Source organism: Gramella sp. MT6 (assembly GCF_019357415.1).
Classification (GTDB): domain Bacteria; phylum Bacteroidota; class Bacteroidia; order Flavobacteriales; family Flavobacteriaceae; genus Christiangramia.
Genome location: NZ_CP048410.1, coordinates 2355966 through 2376289 on the forward strand (window position 1 = coordinate 2355966; position 20324 = coordinate 2376289).

19 protein-coding genes are annotated in these 20324 nt (G+C 38.8%); all 19 read left to right on the plus strand.

The window, feature by feature from the left end; genetic code table 11:
- Positions 1–76 precede the first annotated feature (76 nt).
- The 19 genes from G3I01_RS10590 (at position 77) to ilvA (ending at position 20209) form a co-directional block, all read left to right on the plus strand.
- Positions 77–1615, plus strand: coding sequence for a YifB family Mg chelatase-like AAA ATPase (locus G3I01_RS10590; protein WP_219547650.1), 1539 nt, complete (start codon positions 77–79; stop codon positions 1613–1615).
- 116 nt (positions 1616–1731) lie between these two features.
- Positions 1732–2895 (plus strand): DUF2891 domain-containing protein, encoded by a 1164-nt coding sequence (locus G3I01_RS10595; protein WP_219547652.1) that lies wholly within the window; start codon positions 1732–1734, stop codon positions 2893–2895.
- Positions 2892–4112, plus strand: a complete 1221-nt coding sequence (locus G3I01_RS10600; protein WP_219547654.1) for an Nramp family divalent metal transporter — start codon at positions 2892–2894, stop codon at positions 4110–4112. The genes G3I01_RS10595 and G3I01_RS10600 overlap by 4 nt, the downstream gene beginning before the upstream one ends.
- Complete coding sequence (gene pxpA / locus G3I01_RS10605) at positions 4113–4853, plus strand: 5-oxoprolinase subunit PxpA (protein WP_219547656.1); 741 nt, start codon at positions 4113–4115, stop codon at positions 4851–4853.
- Positions 4853–5584: a 5-oxoprolinase subunit PxpB gene (pxpB, locus tag G3I01_RS10610; RefSeq protein ID WP_219547658.1), complete on the plus strand. Its 732-nt coding sequence runs from the start codon at positions 4853–4855 to the stop codon at positions 5582–5584. Before pxpA ends, pxpB begins: the two co-directional genes overlap by 1 nt.
- A complete protein-coding gene (locus G3I01_RS10615; protein ID WP_219547660.1) occupies positions 5577–6443 on the plus strand; it encodes a biotin-dependent carboxyltransferase family protein in 867 nt (288 codons plus the stop codon). Before pxpB ends, G3I01_RS10615 begins: the two co-directional genes overlap by 8 nt.
- A gap of 282 nt (positions 6444–6725) precedes the next feature.
- Positions 6726–7112 (plus strand): hypothetical protein, encoded by a 387-nt coding sequence (locus tag G3I01_RS10620; protein ID WP_219547662.1) that lies wholly within the window; start codon positions 6726–6728, stop codon positions 7110–7112.
- Positions 7112–7828, plus strand: a complete 717-nt coding sequence (locus tag G3I01_RS10625) for a hypothetical protein (RefSeq protein WP_219547664.1) — start codon at positions 7112–7114, stop codon at positions 7826–7828. Before G3I01_RS10620 ends, G3I01_RS10625 begins: the two co-directional genes overlap by 1 nt.
- 242 nt (positions 7829–8070) lie before the next feature.
- Positions 8071–8466: a hypothetical protein gene (locus G3I01_RS10630; RefSeq protein ID WP_219547665.1), complete on the plus strand. Its 396-nt coding sequence runs from the start codon at positions 8071–8073 to the stop codon at positions 8464–8466.
- 15 nt (positions 8467–8481) lie between these two features.
- Positions 8482–9231, plus strand: a complete 750-nt coding sequence (locus G3I01_RS10635; RefSeq protein ID WP_219547667.1) for a hypothetical protein — start codon at positions 8482–8484, stop codon at positions 9229–9231.
- A gap of 32 nt (positions 9232–9263) precedes the next feature.
- Positions 9264–10004 (plus strand): hypothetical protein, encoded by a 741-nt coding sequence (locus G3I01_RS10640; RefSeq protein ID WP_219547669.1) that lies wholly within the window; start codon positions 9264–9266, stop codon positions 10002–10004.
- 57 nt (positions 10005–10061) lie between these two features.
- Positions 10062–10850 (plus strand): histidine kinase, encoded by a 789-nt coding sequence (locus tag G3I01_RS10645; protein WP_219547671.1) that lies wholly within the window; start codon positions 10062–10064, stop codon positions 10848–10850.
- Complete coding sequence (locus G3I01_RS10650) at positions 10843–11475, plus strand: response regulator transcription factor (RefSeq protein WP_219547673.1); 633 nt, start codon at positions 10843–10845, stop codon at positions 11473–11475. Before G3I01_RS10645 ends, G3I01_RS10650 begins: the two co-directional genes overlap by 8 nt.
- 85 nt (positions 11476–11560) lie before the next feature.
- The gene (locus tag G3I01_RS10655; protein WP_219547675.1) at positions 11561–13084 is read left to right on the plus strand and encodes a bifunctional GNAT family N-acetyltransferase/carbon-nitrogen hydrolase family protein; all 1524 of its coding nucleotides are present in this window, start codon (positions 11561–11563) and stop codon (positions 13082–13084) included.
- A 427-nt stretch (positions 13085–13511) separates the two neighbouring features.
- Positions 13512–15185, plus strand: a complete 1674-nt coding sequence (ilvD, locus tag G3I01_RS10660) for a dihydroxy-acid dehydratase (protein WP_219547677.1) — start codon at positions 13512–13514, stop codon at positions 15183–15185.
- 11 nt (positions 15186–15196) lie between these two features.
- Positions 15197–16930 carry a biosynthetic-type acetolactate synthase large subunit gene (gene ilvB / locus G3I01_RS10665; RefSeq protein ID WP_219547679.1) on the plus strand — a complete coding sequence of 578 codons (1734 nt, stop codon included), beginning with the start codon at positions 15197–15199 and terminating at the stop codon, positions 16928–16930.
- Positions 16930–17469, plus strand: a complete 540-nt coding sequence (gene ilvN, locus G3I01_RS10670) for an acetolactate synthase small subunit (protein ID WP_219547681.1) — start codon at positions 16930–16932, stop codon at positions 17467–17469. The genes ilvB and ilvN overlap by 1 nt, the downstream gene beginning before the upstream one ends.
- On the plus strand, positions 17466–18935 hold the full coding sequence (gene ilvC / locus G3I01_RS10675) for a ketol-acid reductoisomerase (RefSeq protein ID WP_219547683.1): 1470 nt from the start codon (positions 17466–17468) through the stop codon (positions 18933–18935). The genes ilvN and ilvC overlap by 4 nt, the downstream gene beginning before the upstream one ends.
- The gene (ilvA, locus tag G3I01_RS10680; protein WP_219547685.1) at positions 18935–20209 is read left to right on the plus strand and encodes a threonine ammonia-lyase IlvA; all 1275 of its coding nucleotides are present in this window, start codon (positions 18935–18937) and stop codon (positions 20207–20209) included. Before ilvC ends, ilvA begins: the two co-directional genes overlap by 1 nt.
- Positions 20210–20324: the final 115 nt, after the last annotated feature.

The following is a 20324-nucleotide window of genomic DNA, read 5'->3' on the forward strand; positions in this document are numbered from 1 at the left end:
ATTAATAATACTCAAATTTGAATGTGAACACGTTCATTTAAATTCCAAAGACCCTGCATAAAAAAATCTTTAAGATATGCTCGTAAAGGTATATGGCAGTGCTGTTTTTGGAGTTGAAGCCACCACTATCACAGTAGAGGTAAATGTGGCATCGGGTATTGGGTATCACCTTGTAGGGCTTCCCGATAATGCCGTAAAGGAATCGAGTTATCGTATTGCGGCCGCTCTGCAGAATAATAAATTGAAATTACCCGGTAAGAAGATCATTATCAATATGGCCCCGGCAGATCTTCGGAAAGAGGGCTCAGCCTATGATCTTACTTTTGCCCTTGGAATTTTGGCGGCATCGCAACAGATCAAAGCTGATAATATTTCAGATTATCTAATAATGGGAGAGCTTTCCCTGGATGGCAGTTTGCAACCCATTCGTGGTGCCTTACCTATAGCAATACAGGCAAAAAAAGAAGGTTTTAAAGGCTTTATTCTTCCAGAACAGAATGCCCGTGAAGCAGCTATCGTTTCAGGGTTGGAGGTGTATGGGGTGAAGAATATTACCCAGGTTATCGATTTTTTTGATAAAGGCCTGGATCTGGAAAGAACCGTGATTAATACCCGCGAAACTTTCTACAATGATCTGAATAATTTAGAATATGATTTTGCCGATGTGAAAGGCCAGGAATCCATAAAACGCTGTATGGAGATAGCTGCTGCCGGTGGACATAATATTATTCTAATTGGTCCTCCGGGAGCTGGAAAGACCATGCTTGCAAAACGTCTACCTACTATTCTTCCGCCTATGACCCTGCAGGAAGCTCTGGAAACTACCAAGATTCACAGCGTTGCTGGAAGAATAAAGGATAGTATTGGTTTAATGTCTCAAAGACCGTTCAGGAGTCCGCATCATACGATTTCTGATGTGGCGCTTGTTGGAGGCGGGGCTTATCCGCAACCCGGTGAAATATCACTTTCTCATAATGGAGTTTTATTTCTTGACGAGCTACCCGAATTCAAGCGGGGAGTACTGGAGGTTATGCGTCAACCTTTGGAAGACCGGGAAGTCACCATTTCCAGGGCTAAATTTACAGTTACCTATCCTTCCAGTTTTATGCTCGTAGCCAGTATGAACCCAAGTCCCGGTGGATATTTTAATGATCCCGGGGCACCTGTATCTTCTTCTCCTTTTGAAATGCAGAGATATCTGAGCAAGATAAGCGGACCGCTACTGGATAGAATAGATATCCATATAGAAGTCACTCCTGTTCCCTTTGATAAATTAAGTGAAGAAAGGCGTGGAGAAAGCAGCGTTAATATACGTGAACGGGTGACTAAGGCCCGTGAGATCCAGAACACACGCTTTGCAGATGTTGATCATATACATTACAATGCACAGATGGGGCCAAAGCAGATCAGGGAATTCTGCAAACTGGAAGATTCCTCGAAGCTGCTCCTTAAAACGGCTATGGAGCGATTAAATCTTTCTGCTAGAGCTTACGATAGGATCCTCAAGGTTTCAAGAAGTATTGCAGATCTGGAAGGCAGTGAATCTATAAAAGGAGATCATATAAGTGAAGCCATTCAATATAGAAGTTTGGATCGTGAAGGTTGGCTAGCCTGAATATCTTGAGTTTTAATTAACTAAACCTAACTGGCTTTTTTATATTTTTGGAAAGACCATTAAAACCAATCTGCAATTTCCGAATTGATTTCTTCGGAAAACAACAACCTAAACTAATGAAAAGAATTTTTCTAATTTTTCTCTGTCTTGGGATTTTCTCATGTAAGGGAGATAAATCTAAAGAAGCTGAAAAAAACACAACCAGTAATGATAGTATTGATGTTGAAGGTCTTTTACCTGACGGACTTATGGCCTCTGAGCCGGTAATCCTGGATATAGAAGAGGCAAACAAACTTGTTGAGTTGCCTTTGGCCTGCATTGAGACCGAATATCCTAATAAATTAGGGCAAACCCTTGAAAATAAAGAGGCCCTGGCAGAACCGCATGTCCTGCATCCGGCATTTTATGGCTGTTTCGATTGGCATTCTTCTGTGCACGCCCACTGGTCACTGGTTAGTTTGCTAAAACAATATCCTAAGATCGAAAGAAAAGAGGAGATCAGGGAGATCCTGAAAAAATCGTTATCCACTGAAAATATTCAAGGAGAATTGGAATATTTTAACAGAAATGAAAGTGCTTCTTTTGAAAGAACCTATGGTTGGGCGTGGTTACTAAAACTTTCAGAAGAATTAAAAACATGGGAAGATCCACTCGGGCAGGAACTTGCAAATAACCTGCAGCCTCTGGCAGATCTTATCGTTCAGAATTACCTGGATTTTCTTCCAAAGCTTAATTATCCTATCAGGGTTGGAGAGCATACCAATACTGCATTTGGACTTTCCTTTGCTTATGATTATGCAAAAGCTACCGATAATCAAAAGTTCTTAGACCTTATTAAAAAACGTGCTCAGGATTTTTATTTAAAAGATGATAACTGCCCGGTGACGTGGGAGCCCAGTGGTTACGATTTTCTTTCGCCATGTCTTTCTGAAATTGATATTATGAGACGTGTGCTTCCAAAAAATGCTTTTAGCTTATGGATAGATGATTTTATGCCACAATTAAAAAAGGAAGATTTTCAAATGGAAGTCGGCGAAGTTTCAGACAGAACCGATGGAAAATTGGTTCACCTAGATGGGCTGAACTTCAGCAGAGCTTGGGTGCTTTATGGTCTTGCTAATGAATATCCTGAACAATTTGGTCATCTTAAGAGTCTTGCCAATGAACATGTGGCCTATTCTTTTCCAAATGTTGTGGGAGACGAATATGAAGGCGGACACTGGTTAGGATCATTTGCGATTTATGCTTTACAGAAATCTCAGGGTAAAGTGAAAGAGTGAAAAGTTTTTTCAAAAACTTAGGGCCGGGAATACTCGTTTCTGCTGCTTTTATCGGACCGGGAACTGTCACCATTTGCAGTGTGGCCGGAGTAAATTTTGGATACTCACTACTGTGGGCATTATTGATCTCAATTGTTGCCTGTATCATTCTCCAGGAGATGTCTGCCAGGTTAGGACTTATCTCTGGAAAAGGTCTAAGCGATTGTATTCGAGATGAGTTAAAGAATCCTGTGATCAGGCTCTTGATTCTTTTTCTGATTTTTTTAGCGATAGTTATTGGTAATGCAGCCTATGAAGCCGGGAATATTACCGGAGCGGTTCTGGGCGTTGAAGCTGTTTTTCAATCTAAAAGTTTTGAAATAGGCGCTTTTGACTTTAATTTATGGAGTCTCTTAATTGGTGGGATAGCATTTTTTCTACTTTACCTTGGGAGCTATAAAAAACTGGAAAAGGTTTTCATTGGCCTGGTTTTGCTAATGAGCATAGCTTTTATTCTCACTGCCATTATCACCCGACCTGATATTTCAGGAATTCTGAAAGGATTTATTCCTGGGTCCTTCGATGCCGGCTTGTTAACCATAATTGCCCTGGTAGGAACAACCGTTGTTCCTTACAATCTTTTCCTGCACGCTTCCTTAGTCAGTGAAAAATGGAATGGTCCACAATACCTGGGGGCAGTTAGAAAAGAACTGGTATTCTCATTAATACTCGGGGGCATGGTGTCCATGGCCATTGTAATTTGTGCAGCTGCCGCGAATATAGATAAGGTCGAATCTGCTGCAGATCTTGCTTTGGGCCTGGAGCCTTTATTTGGAAATTCGGCTACGATCTTCATAGCAATTGGTCTACTGGCTGCAGGTATCACATCTTCGATAACAGCTCCCCTGGCAGCTGCATATGTCGTTCAAGGCTGTCTCGGATGGAAGGGAGGAATGCAGTCTAAAAGATTTAAAATGGTCTGGATGATCGTTATCATCCTTGGCGTTATATTCTCATCTCTTGGGATTAAACCAGTAGAAATAATACAGTTTGCACAAATCGCCAATGGTTTAGTACTGCCAGTCATTGCAATTTTCTTATTTTGGATAGTGAACCAAAGTTCTGTTCTTGGAAGGCATAGGAACAACATATGGCAAAACATAATTGGCTTTGTAGTAATTGCACTATCTGTTTTCCTGGGAGTAAAATCTATTTTAAACGTAATTCAAAATTTTTAGATGGAAAGGACTATACATATAAACTGTGATCTTGGTGAAGGCGGAAAGTATGACGAGGAGATCATGCCATTGATCTCTGCATGCAATATTGCTTGTGGCGGTCATGCCGGGAATCTCGAAAGCATGCATAGAACCGTAAGAATGGCGATGGAGCATGATGTTGAAATAGGAGCACATCCTTCTTATCCAGACCGGGAGAATTTTGGCAGAAATCATCTGGAGATGTCTGCTAAGGATCTTAAACTTTCTATCGAAGGTCAGGTTTTAAGTTTAAAACAGATCGCGGAATCTGAAGGTGGAAAAATGACCCACGTTAAACTTCACGGGGCACTTTATAACGACGCTGCCAAAGATGAAAATATAGCCAGACTTATCGTAGAATGCCTTGAAGATCTGGAGGAAGATTTCCGACTTTTTGTACCGCTTAATTCTAAGATTTCTGAATTGGCAATGGGTAAATTCGAACTGTTTTTTGAGGCCTTTGCAGACCGGAATTATGAGCCGGATTATAGTCTCGTTTCACGTTCAAAAAATCATGCTTTGATCACCGAAAATCAGCAGGTATTTGAACACGTTTTTTCTATGTATAACGACAAAAAAATAAAGACATTTTCGGGTGAAGAAATTAGCTGTAAAGCTGATACTTTTTGTGTACATAGTGACACCCCTTCTTCCCTTGAAATCATTAATTTTTTGCATAAGAAATTTGCTGAAAAAGGAATAGGAGTAAAGAATACCTAATGATAGATTATCCAAAAATAACACCTCTAGGAGACCGCTCTATTTTGATCGATTTTGGTGAAAATATTAGTACCGATACCTTGGAAAAAGTTCTTTTTTTCAAGCAAAAACTTGAAAATGAAAAGTTTAAACAAAAGGTTGAGGTAGTCAATACATATAACTCGTTATTAATTAGTTACATGTTCACTATAGAAGATGTCTATAGTGAGTTTTCAAGGCTAAAAGGTCTTCTGAACGAGGCTAATATACCAAAAAAACCGAACTACAAAATTTTCCAGATTCCTGTGTGTTATGATAAGGAATTTGGTCTTGACCTGGAGCACATTTCAGAGGTTAAAAAACTTTCAATAGAAAGAATTTTAGAGTTGCATACGACTCCAATTTATCAGGTTTATTTCATCGGATTTTTACCTGGATTTTTATACCTCGGTGGACTCGATTCAAGACTTGAGATTCCGAGGAAAGAAACCCCTAGAAGAATGGTCGAAAAAGGATCTGTTGGTATAGGTGGAAATCAAACCGGGATCTATCCAAAAAACAGCCCTGGAGGATGGCAAATTTTAGGCAGATCTCCGATTAAATTATTCGATAAAAATGAAGATCCACCATGTCCTTTTACTGCCGGTGATAAAATAAAATTTGAAGCGGTTTCTAGAGAGGATTATGATCGCATCGAGCAGGAAGTAAATGAAGGAAATTACCAACTCAAATTTGAAGATCATTATGGCTGAGATTGAAGTTTTACAACCGGGATTGTTTTCAAGTATCCAGGATCTGGGAAGATTCGGATTTCAAAAATTCGGGGTGCCTCATAGCGGGGTTATGGACAGATACGCCATGCGTATTTGTAATATGACCCTGGGTAATTCTCAGGAAACCGGAGTTATGGAAATAACCATGCAGGGACCGGAATTAAAATTTTCAGCTTCGGCCCATATCTGTATCTGCGGTGCAGATATTTCTCCTAAAGTAAATTCCAAAGAAATCCCACAAGATGAAATTATTGAGATAAAGGCTGGAGAAGTTTTAAAGTTTGGTGGTCTTAAGAAGGGATTTCGGGCTTATCTTGGAGTTCGCGGTGGATTTGATACTCAAGAAGTTTTAGGCAGCAAAAGTTGGTATGAAGGTATAACAGATGATTTCCGGTTGAAAAAAGGAATGTTACTAAAATATGATCACCGAAATTTTAATGATCCCGATACCCATTCTTCACTCAAGACCGAACTGGAATATTTAGATTCAAAGATAATAGAAGTATATCCCGGGCCTGAATTTGAAAAATTAACTACAGCCCAACAAGAAGAATTATTTACTACAGATTTTAGTTTAGATCAAAGCAGTAATCGCATGGCGGTTCAATTTGAACAGGAATTTTCTAATGAACTGGAATCCATCATTACCGGGCCTGTTGTACCTGGGACCGTGCAATTAACACCTTCAGGAAAACTTATAGCTCTTATGAGAGATTGTCAAACTACCGGGGGTTATCCCAGGGTTTTACAATTTTCAGAAAAAGGTATCGAGACGATCGCGCAAAAACGACCAGGAGAAAATATCAGGTTTCAGAAAAAAGAATATCCAAAATTATAGTCCTTCTTGCAGATTGGGTTATTTAGTTGAGGTTGATACAAATAAAAAAGTGCCACCTCGGTATATTTTTATAGAAAAGACCCTACTCAGAACTATAACAACCTTGGTGAGCACTTTTTTGCCCCAAAACACTTTAGTTTTACTAAAATGACTAATACAAATATAGAGCAGAAGGCTATTCACTGAAAGGGGAAAATTCCCCTTATTTCGAAGATTACTTGAAAAGATTATATATTTATTTCAAATTAGCTTCCTCAATATTAACCTATTAAATCTTATACTATGGCAAAACCTGAAAAATGTATCAGCGTTGAAGAAGCGCGCAAGGAACAGGATGAATGGGTGAGAACCCGGGGAAAGTATATTATGGAAGCCGAAGGTTATGAAGATACCCGCGAATTCTGGTATAGCCTGGACGAATTACAGGAATACCTGGATTACGTAAAGGAGAAATCTAAGGAGCAAGGGGTAGAAAAACCGGGAATTCGGTTTTATTTAGGGGCCCATCCTAAAACTAAGGATAAAAAAAGCTATACTACCATGTTTCTGGCGCCCACCAAAGAAGCTAAGGGTGAAACGGAAACTGCACAGGAAGACTCTGATCCTAATAATTATGAAATTGAGCCGTTTAATACAATTGGTTCTGGCTGGCCTCCAATGGAATACTAATGCAAGATTTTAGATTCCTAGTTTTTTTACTTGAGGGTATTGCGGCCATAGCCGGCTTATATTATTACAAAAAAAACCCAAACGATAAAACGGTTGGGTTTTTTTCGTATTTTCTATTGCTTACTTTCTTTGTTGAAAGTATAGGGTTATTTCCAGCTGCAATCTACTGGAATGAGGAATTACATTTTCTAAAAAAAACATTTTTGTACAGAACTTATTGGTTATATAATCCCTATTTGATTATCAGTTTTGTTGTTTATATACTTTTTTTTAAATGGAATATTTCTAATAATAAAACAACGCAACTTATTGATAAAGTTTTGCTCTTATATGTTATAATCTGTATTGCCAATTTGATATTTTCAGATGTATTTTTTAAGAGTAATTCAATTGTTACTTATTTATTGGGAAGTTTTTTTCTTTTAGGGGTAATTTTCTATTATTATTTTGAAATCTTATTAAGTTATAAAATTTTGAATATAAAAAGGGAAATCAGTTTTTATATTTCCTTTGCGGCGCTTCTATATTTTCTAACTACCTCTCCTATTTTCATTTATTTTGAATTTTTTAATGATAAAAGTCCCGAATTTGTGGAGCTCAGCAGTTTTATTATGATTGTAATGAATATTCTTATGTATAGTTCTTACAGTATTGCCTTTTTATGGTTAGCCAATAAGAAAATACCAACTACTAAGAACTTAAATAATGCTTTCTAAGGAGGGAATTTTACTCACAATCTATTTTGTGGTAGTTATCCTGCTACTATCGGCTTTTGTGATCGTATTTTTTGTGATTTGCCAACGGCGAAAGGACAAAATGCTGCAAGAGCAATTTGAGGCTAAGCAATGCTTGGAGTGGGATATTTACCAATTGCGCTTAGAAATTCAGGAACAAACCTTGAGAAAAATTATATTTTTAACATTTAACTAATCAATTTATTAATATTAATCTGAGAATCATGGGGCAAAGAATTCCTAAAGACGATGCTAAAAAATTATGTGATAACTGGACTGGTAAAAATCAACCTGGGAATGGTAAAAGTCCGGGTAAGGCAATTAGAAGTGCCGGATTTAAAGATACTTTCGAAACCTGGTTTAGCGTAGAAGAGCTGGAAAAATATTTAGATTATGTCAAATCTAACATATCAGACAATCCAGGGATACGTATCTATTTTGGAAATTACGGTAAAGATGTGGGGCTTAAAGATGATTCCTGTACCGTTTTTCTTGCACCAACAAAAGGAGGAGATAGCACAGGAATTGATATGACTGAAGTAGAAAACGATTATGATACAGAGCCATATAATTCTGGAACGGGTAGAGTTCCTCCGTTAGACTACGATCCAAATTCTTAAAAATTTAAATTTGGGATGAAGGAATGGCTTCTCTATACCTTTGAATCAAAGATCTATGTGACTCATCTAATGGAATTACTAGCCGCTTTGGCAGGTAGTATCTACATTTACTTATCTAAGGATAAAAAAAATGATCATCGCATATTTGTTAGATTTTTATGGTCTGTTTTATTAATTGACATCGTTGGCGGCTATGCCGGTCTGGCTTATTTCGATAATTACGAGCACTTTCAATTTTTAAAAGGAACACCCTTTGTGCGAAATAATTGGTACTTTAATATCGCTGAGGTTTACTTCATAAGCTTTTATTCTTTTTTTCTCATGAGAAAAATATCATCGGCTCCTTTCAGGAAGATCTTAAAACGCACAATTATTCTTTATATCATATTTGCTATAATAAATATGTATCTAGCTGATGACTTTTTCGGAAATGATGTGGTCATAAACTATATAGTGGGTGCCTTTTTAATATTATCCACGGTTTTCCTATACTTTTTCGATATGATGATGAGTGATGAGGTCCTATCATTTTATAAGAGATTGACGTTTTATATCGCTGTGGGTATTTCGATTTCTTTTCTGGTGCGGGTTCCTATAAGTATTTACAATGAATTCATAACGGTTGAAAATGTGGAATTTAATAAGGTTTTTTTTACGGTTATTAGGTATTCCAACGTATTTATATATACGATGTTCACATTAGGATTTTACATGAATTATAAACATCAGCAAAATCATAGTACCTTGGAGTTACAAAAAACCTGATATCTTTATTCGGAAGCTAATCTTTTTGAATAATGAAATTGATCGAGTTTCTATTTGAAACTAAACTCTTTGTAGGCACAATCTTTGAAATTATAGCGGCTCTGTTCGGGATCTGGTATTTGAGAAAGTCAGATTATACCGAGCCTGAGATAAGATATTTTGTGTATTATCTAATTCTGATTGTTTTTCTTGAAGTCTATGGTTATTTACCAATCTGGGCCTGGCTAGAGGATTATGAGATCTTTTCTTTTTATGAAAATACAGTTTTTCGTAGGAATCTTTGGTGGGCTAATAGTCTTAAAATTGTAACCACGCTTTGTATATCCTGGATTTTTATTAAACAAATTCAAAATGAACAAACAAAAAAATGGCTAATCACCATACTATATATTTTTCCCGTCTTTAGTATTCTAAGTTTTCTCACCATTGGGGAGTTTTTTCATGCTTATGACCCGTATGTGGATATTTCTAAGACGTTTATCCTGCTCATTTGTATAGGCTTATATTACCTTCAAATTCTGAAATCAGATGAGATCCTTGATTTCTTTAAAGATATTCGGTTTTATATATCTATTGGTATAGTGATCTGGCAGTTAGGGATGGTGCCCCTTGGTCTTTATAGTAGCTTTTTTAGCCTGGAAAACCCTTTGTATATAAAACTGGATAGAATAGTACACCTATATGCAAACGTGTTTCTGTATTCTGTGTTTGCGATCGGCTTTTATGTAGACTACCGTTATAATCCGCATAAACCGAAAAAAGCAGTAGTTTAGGTGTTTCCAAAATTCTATTAATTTTATGTATAATTGCCTATAACCCAAGCTTAAAATATGCTTCGTAAGGAAGAGATCTTACTAATTATTTATTTTATCCTGGTCATTCTTTTTCTGGCAGGCTTTACGGTGATATTCTTTATTACCTACCAGAGAAGAAAGAATAAGATATTAAAAGAGAAATATGAAGCCGAACAGAACTTCAAGGCTGAACTTTCCAATGTTAGGCTTGAGATACAAGAAGCTACACTCAAAAACGTAAGCTGGGAACTTCATGATAATATTGGCCAGTTATTATCTGTTGCGAGCATGCAATTAAATTTACTTAATAAGAAAGTCGCAGAAGAAAACAAGAAGGGTTTCCAGGAGGTTAAGGGTCTTGTAGCAAGTTCTTTGGCAGAGATCAGGGCGTTGTCCAGGTCATTGAATAACGAAGTGATAGATTACGTAGGTTTGGAAGCATCTGTAAAAAATGAAATAGATCGTTTTAATCGGTTGGAAGTTATTGATGCAGAACTTGAAATTGAAGGAACACCTTTTCAGGTAAACCAGGAGGACAGTATCATTCTTTTCAGAATATTACAGGAATATTTTACAAATGTCATTAAATATGCTTCGGCCTCAAGATTGGAGGTTAAATTCACTTACGGGCAGGAATTTCTAGAAATTAGAGCAGTAGAGGATGGAAGAGGTTTTGATGCTGAAGCAGAAAGTTCAGGCTCCGGGCTCATAAATATGCGTAGCCGTGCCGAGATCATTAATACTGAATTTGATCTGAATTCTTCAATTGGTAAAGGAACTTCGCTATCTTTACGATATCCAACCAAGAACACTAAAAATGAATAAAACGATAATAATCGTTGACGATCATAAACTTTTTGCCCAATCGCTTCAGATCCTCGTTAATTCTTTTGAGGGTTTTGAAGTACTTGAAGTATTTAAGAACGGTGAAGAACTGGTTAAATATAGCGAAGACGGGAATGAACTGCCAGATATAATTCTTCTGGACATGCGTATGCCTGTGATGGATGGAATGAGTACTATGAAGTGGCTTAAAGAAAACCATCCAGAACAAAAGGTTTTAACCCTTACCGTAGACCAGGAAGATGAAACCATTATCAAAATGCTTAGGTTGGGATGCCGTGGATATTTGCTTAAGGATATTGATCCCGAAGAATTTGAACATGCTTTAAACGCCATTTACAATAGCGGATATTATTCTAATAAAACGATCTCTGAAGCCCTGAGCCGGGAAGAAAGAAAGCAGAAATACGAGGAACTTACTTCAAGAGAACTCGAATTCTTAAACCATGCCTGTAGTGAACTTACTTATAAGGCGATCGCCGGGGAGATGAACCTTAGTCCCAAGACAGTGGAGAACTATCGTGAGAGCCTATTTAATAAGTTGCATGTGAAAAGTAGGGTAGGCCTCGTGATCTTCGCGATCAAAGAGGGAATTTGTGAAGTTTAAGAATACTTTAATTCAAATTTTTTATTTCAAATTCGTTAACTGCTCTTTCTGCAGTATCTTCGTTTATTCAAAAAATTAAATTGCCGTGATAGATTCAGCAAAAATTGAACTTAGAAATTTACAGGTAAAGGATTATGAGGAATTAAAGATCTCCATGGTCAAGAGTTATCAGGCCATGCCTGATGAATACTGGAGCAAAGGAGAGATAAAGACACTGGTTAATAAATTTCCCGAAGGTCAGCTATGCATTGTTATTGATAATCGGATCGCAGGATGCGCGCTATCGATAATTGTAGATTATGATAAGTTCGACGATAATCATAATTATGAAGAGATCATAGGTGGGGAGAATTTTTCGACCCATTCCAAAAATGGAAATGTACTCTACGGAATAGATGTATTTATTCATCCTGAATTCCGTGGAATGCGACTTGGACGCCGACTTTATGAGGCTAGAAAAGAACTTTGTGAGCATCTAAATCTCAAGTCGATCATTTTTGGTGGTAGAATTCCTAATTATTCAAAATTCGCGGAAGAATTAACCCCGAAGAAATATATTGAGAAAGTAAAACTTCAGGAGATTCACGATCCTGTGCTTTCTTTTCAGCTGAACAATGATTTTCACGTAAAGAAAGTGATCAAGGGCTATCTTCCCGGTGATCACGAAAGTAAAGAATATGCCACTCTAATGGAGTGGAATAATATCTACTATACCAAACCTCAGAAGTTGGTTAATACTACTAAGACAGTGGTGAGACTAGGTTTGGTACAATGGCAAATGCGGCTGTTCAAGGATTATGATGCCCTGGTTTCTCAGATAGAATTCTTTGTAGATGCGGTGAGTAATTACCAGAGTGATTTTATCCTTTTCCCGGAATTGTTCAACGCTCCTCTAATGGCGCAGTTCAATCATCTTTCTGAACCGGAAGCTATCCGCGGACTTTCAGACTACACAGAGCGTTTATTAGAGACTTTTAGGGAGTTTGCGATAAACTACAACATAAATATAATTACCGGCAGTATGCCCCAGGCCATTGGTGAACATATGTATAATGTAGGTTTTCTATGTAGGAGAGATGGTAGTTATGAGCGCTATGAAAAATTGCATATAACTCCTGCCGAAGAGACTGCCTGGGGAATGAAAGGCGGGAACAAGCTGGAGACTTTCGACACCGATTGTGGAAAGGTTGGAGTATTGATCTGTTATGATGTGGAATTTCCTGAAGTTTCCAGAATTCTGGCTGAAGAAGGGATGAATATACTTTTTGTTCCATTTATGACCGATACCCAGAATGGATATTCCAGGGTGAAGATCTGTGCACAGGCACGTGCGGTAGAAAATGAATGTTATGTGGCCATGGCCGGTTCTGTAGGTAATCTTCCCAAGGTTGATAATATGGATATTCAGTATGCGCAAAGTGCGGTACTAACTCCATCAGATTTCGCTTTCCCGGTAAACGGGATCAAAGCTGAAGCTACCCCAAATACTGAAAGTACTTTACTGGTAGATGTAGATCTAGATCTTTTAAAGGAGCTGCATAACTTCGGAAGTGTGCGAAATATGAAAGACAGAAGAAAGGATCTGTATTCTCTGAAAAAGAAAAAATAGCTTTTTGCTGATCATTTTACTTCTCTATAGAAAAATCAAGAGGAGACTAAGAATAAAATTAACAGTCTGAAAAATAGACTTCTATAATATATTTTTTACTTTAGAAGCATGATTACAGTAATTCAGAACATTATTTCATCTATCCTGGAGGTCATTTTCATTATCGAAAACCGACCCTAGAAAGATGTGCGTTCTATCCAGTATAAATTAAAGCCATCTTTTTAGATGGCTTTTTTTATTCCCAGAACACAAGTTTTACTTAAATCAAATCAATTAGCTATCGTAATATTAAATGTTATAAACAATTGAAAAACAGTTAGTTATGATTTTTAGATTATGATTGAAATTAATTCAGCACTTGTAAAGAGTCTTAAACAGTATAGTTAACCAAGTATTTTTAAATCTTATTGAAACCGAAACGAATTAAATGAATACCAAATACAGTAGCAAAATAACACAAAGTGATTCTCAGCCTGCTTCACAGGCGATGCTTCACGCCATAGGACTAGACAGAGAAGATCTTAAAAAACCTTTCGTAGGTATAGGAAGTACTGGTTATGAAGGTAATCCCTGTAATATGCACCTGAATGATCTTGCGAAAGAAGTAAAAAAAGGAACTCAAAATGCAGGATTAAACGGACTTATTTTTAACACCATTGGAGTAAGTGATGGTATTTCTATGGGTACGCCGGGAATGCGCTATTCCCTTCCTTCCAGGGATATTATAGCAGATTCTATGGAAACTGTGGTAGCAGGAATGTCTTATGACGGGCTGGTGACTGTAGTTGGTTGTGATAAGAATATGCCCGGAGCATTAATGGCTATGTTAAGATTAAACCGCCCTTCGGTTCTGGTCTATGGAGGAACCATCGCGTCTGGATGCCATAATGGTAAAAAACTGGATGTGGTTTCGGCTTTTGAAGCATGGGGATCTAAGGTTTCCGGCGAAATGCAGGAAGAAGAATATCAGGCGGTTATAGAAAAAGCCTGTCCCGGTGCAGGAGCTTGTGGAGGAATGTATACGGCAAATACCATGGCTTCAGCAATTGAAGCATTGGGGATGAGCCTTCCTTTTAATAGTTCCAATCCGGCTACTGGTCCTGAAAAAGTTCAGGAAAGCATTAAAGCAGGAGAGGCAATGGAATATTTGCTGGAAAATGATCTGAAACCAAAAGATATCGTAACGGCAAAATCATTTGAAAATGCTGTTCGATTACTAACGGTTCTAGGAGGTTCTACTAACGCAGTACTGCACTTTTTAGCGATCGCAAAAGCAGCTGATATCAGTTTTGGATTAAAGGATTTTGAAAGAATATGTGAGGAGACGCCATTTCTGGCAGATCTCAAGCCCAGCGGGAAATATCTTATGGAAGACATTCATAGGATTGGAGGAATCCCGGCTGTGATGAAATATATGTTGGAAAAAGGATTACTTCATGGCGAATGTATGACCGTTACCGGTAAAACAATTGCCGAAAACCTTGAAAATGTTGAGCCTCTACCTTTCGATCAGGATGTAATTCATCCTGTGGAAAAACCCATCAAAGCCACCGGACACATCAGAATACTATACGGTAATCTGGCTTCTGAGGGTTCCGTTGCTAAAATAACGGGTAAGGAAGGTTTAAAATTTACAGGAAAGGCCAGAGTTTTTAATGGTGAATTTGAAGCTAACGAGGGGATATCCTCCGGTAAGGTTCAAAAAGGAGACGTTGTCGTCATTCGCTATGAGGGCCCCAAAGGAGGACCGGGAATGCCTGAAATGCTGAAACCAACTTCAGCGATAATGGGTGCCGGACTTGGAAAAGAAGTCGCTCTTATTACAGACGGAAGATTTTCAGGGGGAACTCATGGTTTCGTAGTGGGGCATATTACTCCTGAAGCTCAGGAAGGTGGACTCATAGGTCTGCTTAAAGATGGTGACGAGATCAGCATCAATGCTGAAACCAATAGGATCGAGGCTCATTTGAGCGATGAAGAAATTAGTGAAAGAAAGAAAGCCTGGAAAGCGCCTGCTTTCAAGGTTAGTGGAGGTGTACTCTATAAATACGCAAAAACGGTAGCATCAGCTTCACAGGGCTGTGTTACAGATGAATTTTAATACGGTGAATTATGCAGGTTAAAACAGCAAGTTTCGAAAAGGTAAACACAAAAGACACCTTGACTGTTTCGGGAGCCGAAGCGGTTATTAAATGTTTACTTGAAGAAGGTGTGGATACTATTTACGGTTATCCCGGAGGGGCGATCATGCCCGTCTATGATGAGCTGTACAAATATCAGAAGGAAATTCACCACGTCCTCACCAGGCATGAACAGGGCGCGACACACGCTGCCCAGGGTTATGCCAGGGTTTCGGGAAAAGTAGGTGTTGCTGTGGCTACATCAGGACCGGGAGCAACTAACCTGGTCACCGGAATTGCTGATGCTCAAATAGATTCCACTCCAATGGTATGTATTACTGGCCAGGTGGGATCACATTTACTGGGAAGTGACGCGTTCCAGGAAACCGATATTGTAGGTATTTCCACGCCAATTACTAAATGGAACTACCAGATCACTAAGGCGGAAGAAATTCCGGAAGTGATGGCGAAAGCCTTTTATATCGCGAAATCAGGAAGGCCGGGACCTGTACTTATAGATATTACGAAAGATGCCCAGTTTGCTTCTTTGGAATTCAGTTATAAAAAATGCTCCGGAATCAGAAGTTATAAACCTTACCCGGAGCTGAATCTACTGGAAGTTGAAAGAGCTGCCGAGGTGATCAATAATGCTAAAAAACCCATGATCGTTTGGGGTCAGGGTGTAATTCTTGGTGGCGCAGAAGATCTTTTCAAACAAGTAGTTGAAAAAGCTGGAATCCCGGCTGCATGGACCATTCTAGGGCTTTCCGCACTGCCAACAGATCACCCGTTGAATGTGGGAATGGTTGGTATGCATGGAAATTATGCGCCTAATATGCTTACCAATGAATGTGATGTATTAATTGCTATTGGGATGAGGTTCGATGACCGGGTAACTGGGAATCTCGAAAAATATGCTAAACAGGCAAAGGTGATCCATTTTGAGATCGATCCGGCTGAAATAAATAAGAACGTAAAAGCAGATTATCCTGTTCTTGGAGACGTGAAGGAAAGTCTCAAAGCTTTACTGGAACTTTTAGAGCCGAATTCTCATGTAGAGTGGCATCAGGAGTTCAAGGAAATGTACAAGACCGAATATGAAAAGGTAATAAAAGGTAACCTTGATGTAAATAAAAAAGATCTTGGAATGGCTGAAGTTATTCAGGAAATAAATACGCAGTCTAAAGGAGATGCTATCATCGTTTCAGACGTTGGTCAGCACCAGATGGCCGCTTGTAGATATGCCAGATTCAATGGCACTCGAAGCAATGTGACTTCCGGCGGACTCGGGACTATGGGCTTTGCGCTTCCGGCAGCTATAGGAGCAAAAATGGCCAAGCCAGAGAGGGATGTGGTGGCCGTGATTGGTGATGGCGGTTACCAGATGACCATTCAGGAATTGGGAACTATTTTTCAAACCAAAGTTCCTGTAAAAATTGTGCTTTTGAACAATGGATTCCTGGGAATGGTGAGGCAGTGGCAGCAATTGTTTTTCGATAAACGCTATGCTTCTACCACAATGGTAAATCCAGATTTTATAACTATCGCGAAGGGATATCATATCAAGGCAAAACAGGTGACCGATAGGATTCAGTTGGAGGAAGCTGTAAAGGAAATGATGGAATCTGAGGAGGCTTATTTCCTTGAAGTGAAAGTTGAACAGGAAGAAAATGTGTTCCCAATGATTCCAACGGGAGCAGCAGTTTCAGACATATTATTAGAATAATGGAAAAAAAGAATTATACAGTATCAATATATACCGAGAATAACCTTGGTTTATTGAGCAGGATAGCGGCCATTTTCTTAAAAAGGCACATCAATATAGAGAGTATTACCGCTTCACCTAGTGAGGTGACTGAAGTGATGCGTTTTATCATTATTGTGAATGTGACCGAGGAACAGATCAAAAAGATCGTGGGCCAGATCGAGAAACAAATAGAAGTGATCAAGGCATTTTATCATACCGATGCTGAAACCATCTATCAGGAAACCGCTCTTTATAAGATCAGGTCTCAGGACTTTTTAGACGATCATAATATTCAGGACTTCATTAAGGAAACCAATGCCCGCATTGTGACGGTTACCAAAGAATTTTTCGTGATCGAAAAGACCGGAAAACGAACAGAGGTAGATGCTCTTTATGAAACCTTAAAACCATACGGATTAATGCAATTCGTAAGATCCGGTACTATCGCGGTAACTAAAAATGAAATGCCGATTTCAGGAATACTAGAAAAATTTAATACAACAAACTCATTATCATGACCAACTATTTTAACAGCCTTTCTACAGCTGAAAAACAAGATCAATTAGGAACCTGTCGTTTCATGGAACTGGACGAATTCAGTAATGGAGCAGAAGCCCTGTATGGTAAGAAAATAGTCATCGTGGGCTGCGGCGCGCAAGGTCTTAACCAGGGACTCAATATGCGCGACAGCGGACTCGATATTTCATACGCTCTAAGAGAAGGAGCGATCAAAGAAAAGCGCCAATCGTGGAAGAATGCTACTGAAAATGATTTTAATGTGGGTACTTATGAAGAACTGGTTCCCGAGGCAGACCTGGTGATAAATTTAACACCAGACAAGCAACATACGTCGGTGATCAAAGGTATTCAGCCTCATTTGAAAAAAGGAGCGGTACTTTCCTATTCCCATGGTTTTAATATCGTGGAAGAGGGAATGAAGATCCGTGAGGATGTGACCGTGATCATGGTTGCGCCTAAATGTCCGGGATCTGAGGTTCGTGAAGAATATAAAAGAGGTTTTGGGGTGCCTACGCTTATCGCTGTACATCCTGAAAATGATCCTAAAGGCATTGGCCTGGAATGGGCAAAGGCTTATGCTTATGCTACAGGTGGTCATCGTGCAGGCGTGCTTGAATCTTCTTTTGTTGCTGAAGTGAAGTCAGATCTTATGGGTGAACAAACCATTCTTTGTGGCGTTCTTCAAACAGGTTCGATCCTTACCTTCGATAAGATGGTTGCTGAAGGAGTAGATCCAAACTACGCGGCGAAATTAATTCAGTATGGATGGGAAACCATTACCGAAGCTTTAAAGCATGGCGGGATCACTCAAATGATGGATCGTCTTTCAGATCCCGCAAAATTGAGAGCTAATGAAATTTCCGAAGATCTTAAGAAAACCATGCGTCCGCTTTTTCAGAAACATATGGATGATATCATTTCCGGGGAATTCAGTAGCCGAATGATGAAAGACTGGGCTAATGATGATAAGGAATTGCATACTTGGAGAGCTGAAACCGAAAATACTGCCTTTGAAAAGACCGAAGCGACTTCTAAAGAGATTAGCGAACAGGAATATTTCGATAAAGGAGTATTGCTCGTCGCTTTTGTAAAGTCTGGAGTGGAGCTGGCTTTTGAAACCATGGTAGATGCAGGAATTATCGAAGAATCTGCTTATTATGAGTCTCTTCATGAAACTCCGCTAATTGCTAATACTATCGCCAGGAAGAAATTATATGAAATGAACAGAGTCATTTCAGATACAGCTGAATATGGTTGTTACCTGTTTGACCATGCCGCAAAACCTTTGATCAAGGATTATGTGAATTCTCTTGAGCCTGAAGTTGCCGGCAAGAAATTCGAAGGTGGAAATGTTGATGAGCAGAAACTGGAAAAAGTTAATAAGGAAATAAAAAATCATCCTGTTGAGGAGGTCGGAGCTAAATTAAGATCTGCGATGACCGCAATGAAGAAAATATACGCGTAATGAATACTTTGCTGGAAAAAGATAAAACATATATACCAAGCCTCGAGGCTGTTAAACAGGCTGCTGAAAGAATTTCCAAAGTTGTTTTAAAAACTCCTTTAGCCGAATCCTTTACTTATAGCAAACGCTTTGAGGCCAATGTCATGCTGAAAAGAGAAGACCTGCAACAGGTTAGATCTTATAAAATTCGGGGTGCTTATAACAAGATTTCCAGCTTACCGCAGGAGCAATTAGAAAAGGGAGTGATCTGTGCAAGTGCTGGAAATCACGCCCAGGGAGTTGCTTTTGCCTGCAACAAATTAAAGGTTAAGGGAGTAATTTATATGCCCGGAACTACTCCGAAACAAAAGGTTGAGCAAACCCAGATGTTTGGAGGAGAATGGGTTGATGTGGTTCTTAAGGGAGATACTTATGATGATTCTTTTAAAAGTGCCATGAAACATATGGAAGAGCAGGGCCTTGTATTCATTCATCCATTCGATGATGAAAAAGTAATAGAAGGCCAGGCGACCATAGCTTTGGAAATTCTTGAACAGGCTGATGAGCCTATAGATTATATTTTCGCCCCTCTTGGAGGTGGCGGATTACTAGCCGGAGTCTCTTCTATGTTCAAGGAACTATCGCCTAACACCAAGATCATTGGTATAGAGCCACAAGGTGCGCCCTCAATGAAAACCTCATTACGAGAAGGTAAAGTAGTGGAATTAAAGAATATTGAGCGTTTTGTGGATGGAGCTTCTGTTCAGAAGGTAGGTGCCAGGAATTTTGCCATTTGTAAAGAAAACCTGGACGAGATGATCACGGTTCCGGAAGGGAAGATCTGTCAGACTATCCTTGACCTTTATAACCAGGATGCGATGGTAGTAGAGCCGGCGGGTGCAATGGCTATTTCGGCATTAGACCTTTATTCCGAAAAAATTAAAGGGAAGAATGTGGTTTGTATCGTTAGCGGAAGTAATAACGATATTATCAGGATGGCTGAAATTAAGGAAAGAGCCTTGCTTTATTCAGGATTGAAGCATTATTTCGTTGTTGTCTTCCCTCAGAGAGCGGGTGCCCTAAAAGAATTTGTTGCCAAGGTGCTTGGACCTAACGATGATATTACCCATTTTGAATATTCCAAAAAACACAATAGGTCTAACGGTCCAGCGGTTGTTGGTATAGAATTAAAGGATCCTAATGACTTTAATCCATTAGTAGAGAGGATGAAAAAGAAGAATTTTTATGGGGAATATCTCAATGATAACCCAAATTTATTTCAATTTTTAATCTAGTAACAGCTTGTGAATTAATTTTTTGTATACATTTGCACTATGATTTCGATCAAACAAATAATATTACCCCGTTTTCATTTCAGGCCCCGCCGCTTCTAGGCAGTGACCCATGAAA

Excerpts from the sequence above, each read along its gene's own strand:
- G3I01_RS10590 (WP_219547650.1), top strand. The coding sequence starts at position 77 with ATGCTCGTAAAGGTATATGGCAGTGCTGTTTTTGGAGTTGAAGCCACC.
- G3I01_RS10595 (WP_219547652.1), top strand. The coding sequence starts at position 1,732 with ATGAAAAGAATTTTTCTAATTTTTCTCTGTCTTGGGATTTTCTCATGT.
- pxpA (WP_219547656.1), top strand. The coding sequence starts at position 4,113 with ATGGAAAGGACTATACATATAAACTGTGATCTTGGTGAAGGCGGAAAG.
- pxpB (WP_219547658.1), top strand. The coding sequence starts at position 4,853 with ATGATAGATTATCCAAAAATAACACCTCTAGGAGACCGCTCTATTTTG.
- G3I01_RS10615 (WP_219547660.1), top strand. The coding sequence starts at position 5,577 with ATGGCTGAGATTGAAGTTTTACAACCGGGATTGTTTTCAAGTATCCAG.
- G3I01_RS10620 (WP_219547662.1), top strand. The coding sequence starts at position 6,726 with ATGGCAAAACCTGAAAAATGTATCAGCGTTGAAGAAGCGCGCAAGGAA.
- G3I01_RS10625 (WP_219547664.1), top strand. The coding sequence starts at position 7,112 with ATGCAAGATTTTAGATTCCTAGTTTTTTTACTTGAGGGTATTGCGGCC.
- G3I01_RS10630 (WP_219547665.1), top strand. The coding sequence starts at position 8,071 with ATGGGGCAAAGAATTCCTAAAGACGATGCTAAAAAATTATGTGATAAC.
- G3I01_RS10635 (WP_219547667.1), top strand. The coding sequence starts at position 8,482 with ATGAAGGAATGGCTTCTCTATACCTTTGAATCAAAGATCTATGTGACT.
- G3I01_RS10640 (WP_219547669.1), top strand. The coding sequence starts at position 9,264 with ATGAAATTGATCGAGTTTCTATTTGAAACTAAACTCTTTGTAGGCACA.
- G3I01_RS10645 (WP_219547671.1), top strand. The coding sequence starts at position 10,062 with ATGCTTCGTAAGGAAGAGATCTTACTAATTATTTATTTTATCCTGGTC.
- G3I01_RS10650 (WP_219547673.1), top strand. The coding sequence starts at position 10,843 with ATGAATAAAACGATAATAATCGTTGACGATCATAAACTTTTTGCCCAA.
- ilvD (WP_219547677.1), top strand. The coding sequence starts at position 13,512 with ATGAATACCAAATACAGTAGCAAAATAACACAAAGTGATTCTCAGCCT.
- ilvB (WP_219547679.1), top strand. The coding sequence starts at position 15,197 with ATGCAGGTTAAAACAGCAAGTTTCGAAAAGGTAAACACAAAAGACACC.
- ilvN (WP_219547681.1), top strand. The coding sequence starts at position 16,930 with ATGGAAAAAAAGAATTATACAGTATCAATATATACCGAGAATAACCTT.
- ilvC (WP_219547683.1), top strand. The coding sequence starts at position 17,466 with ATGACCAACTATTTTAACAGCCTTTCTACAGCTGAAAAACAAGATCAA.
- ilvA (WP_219547685.1), top strand. The coding sequence starts at position 18,935 with ATGAATACTTTGCTGGAAAAAGATAAAACATATATACCAAGCCTCGAG.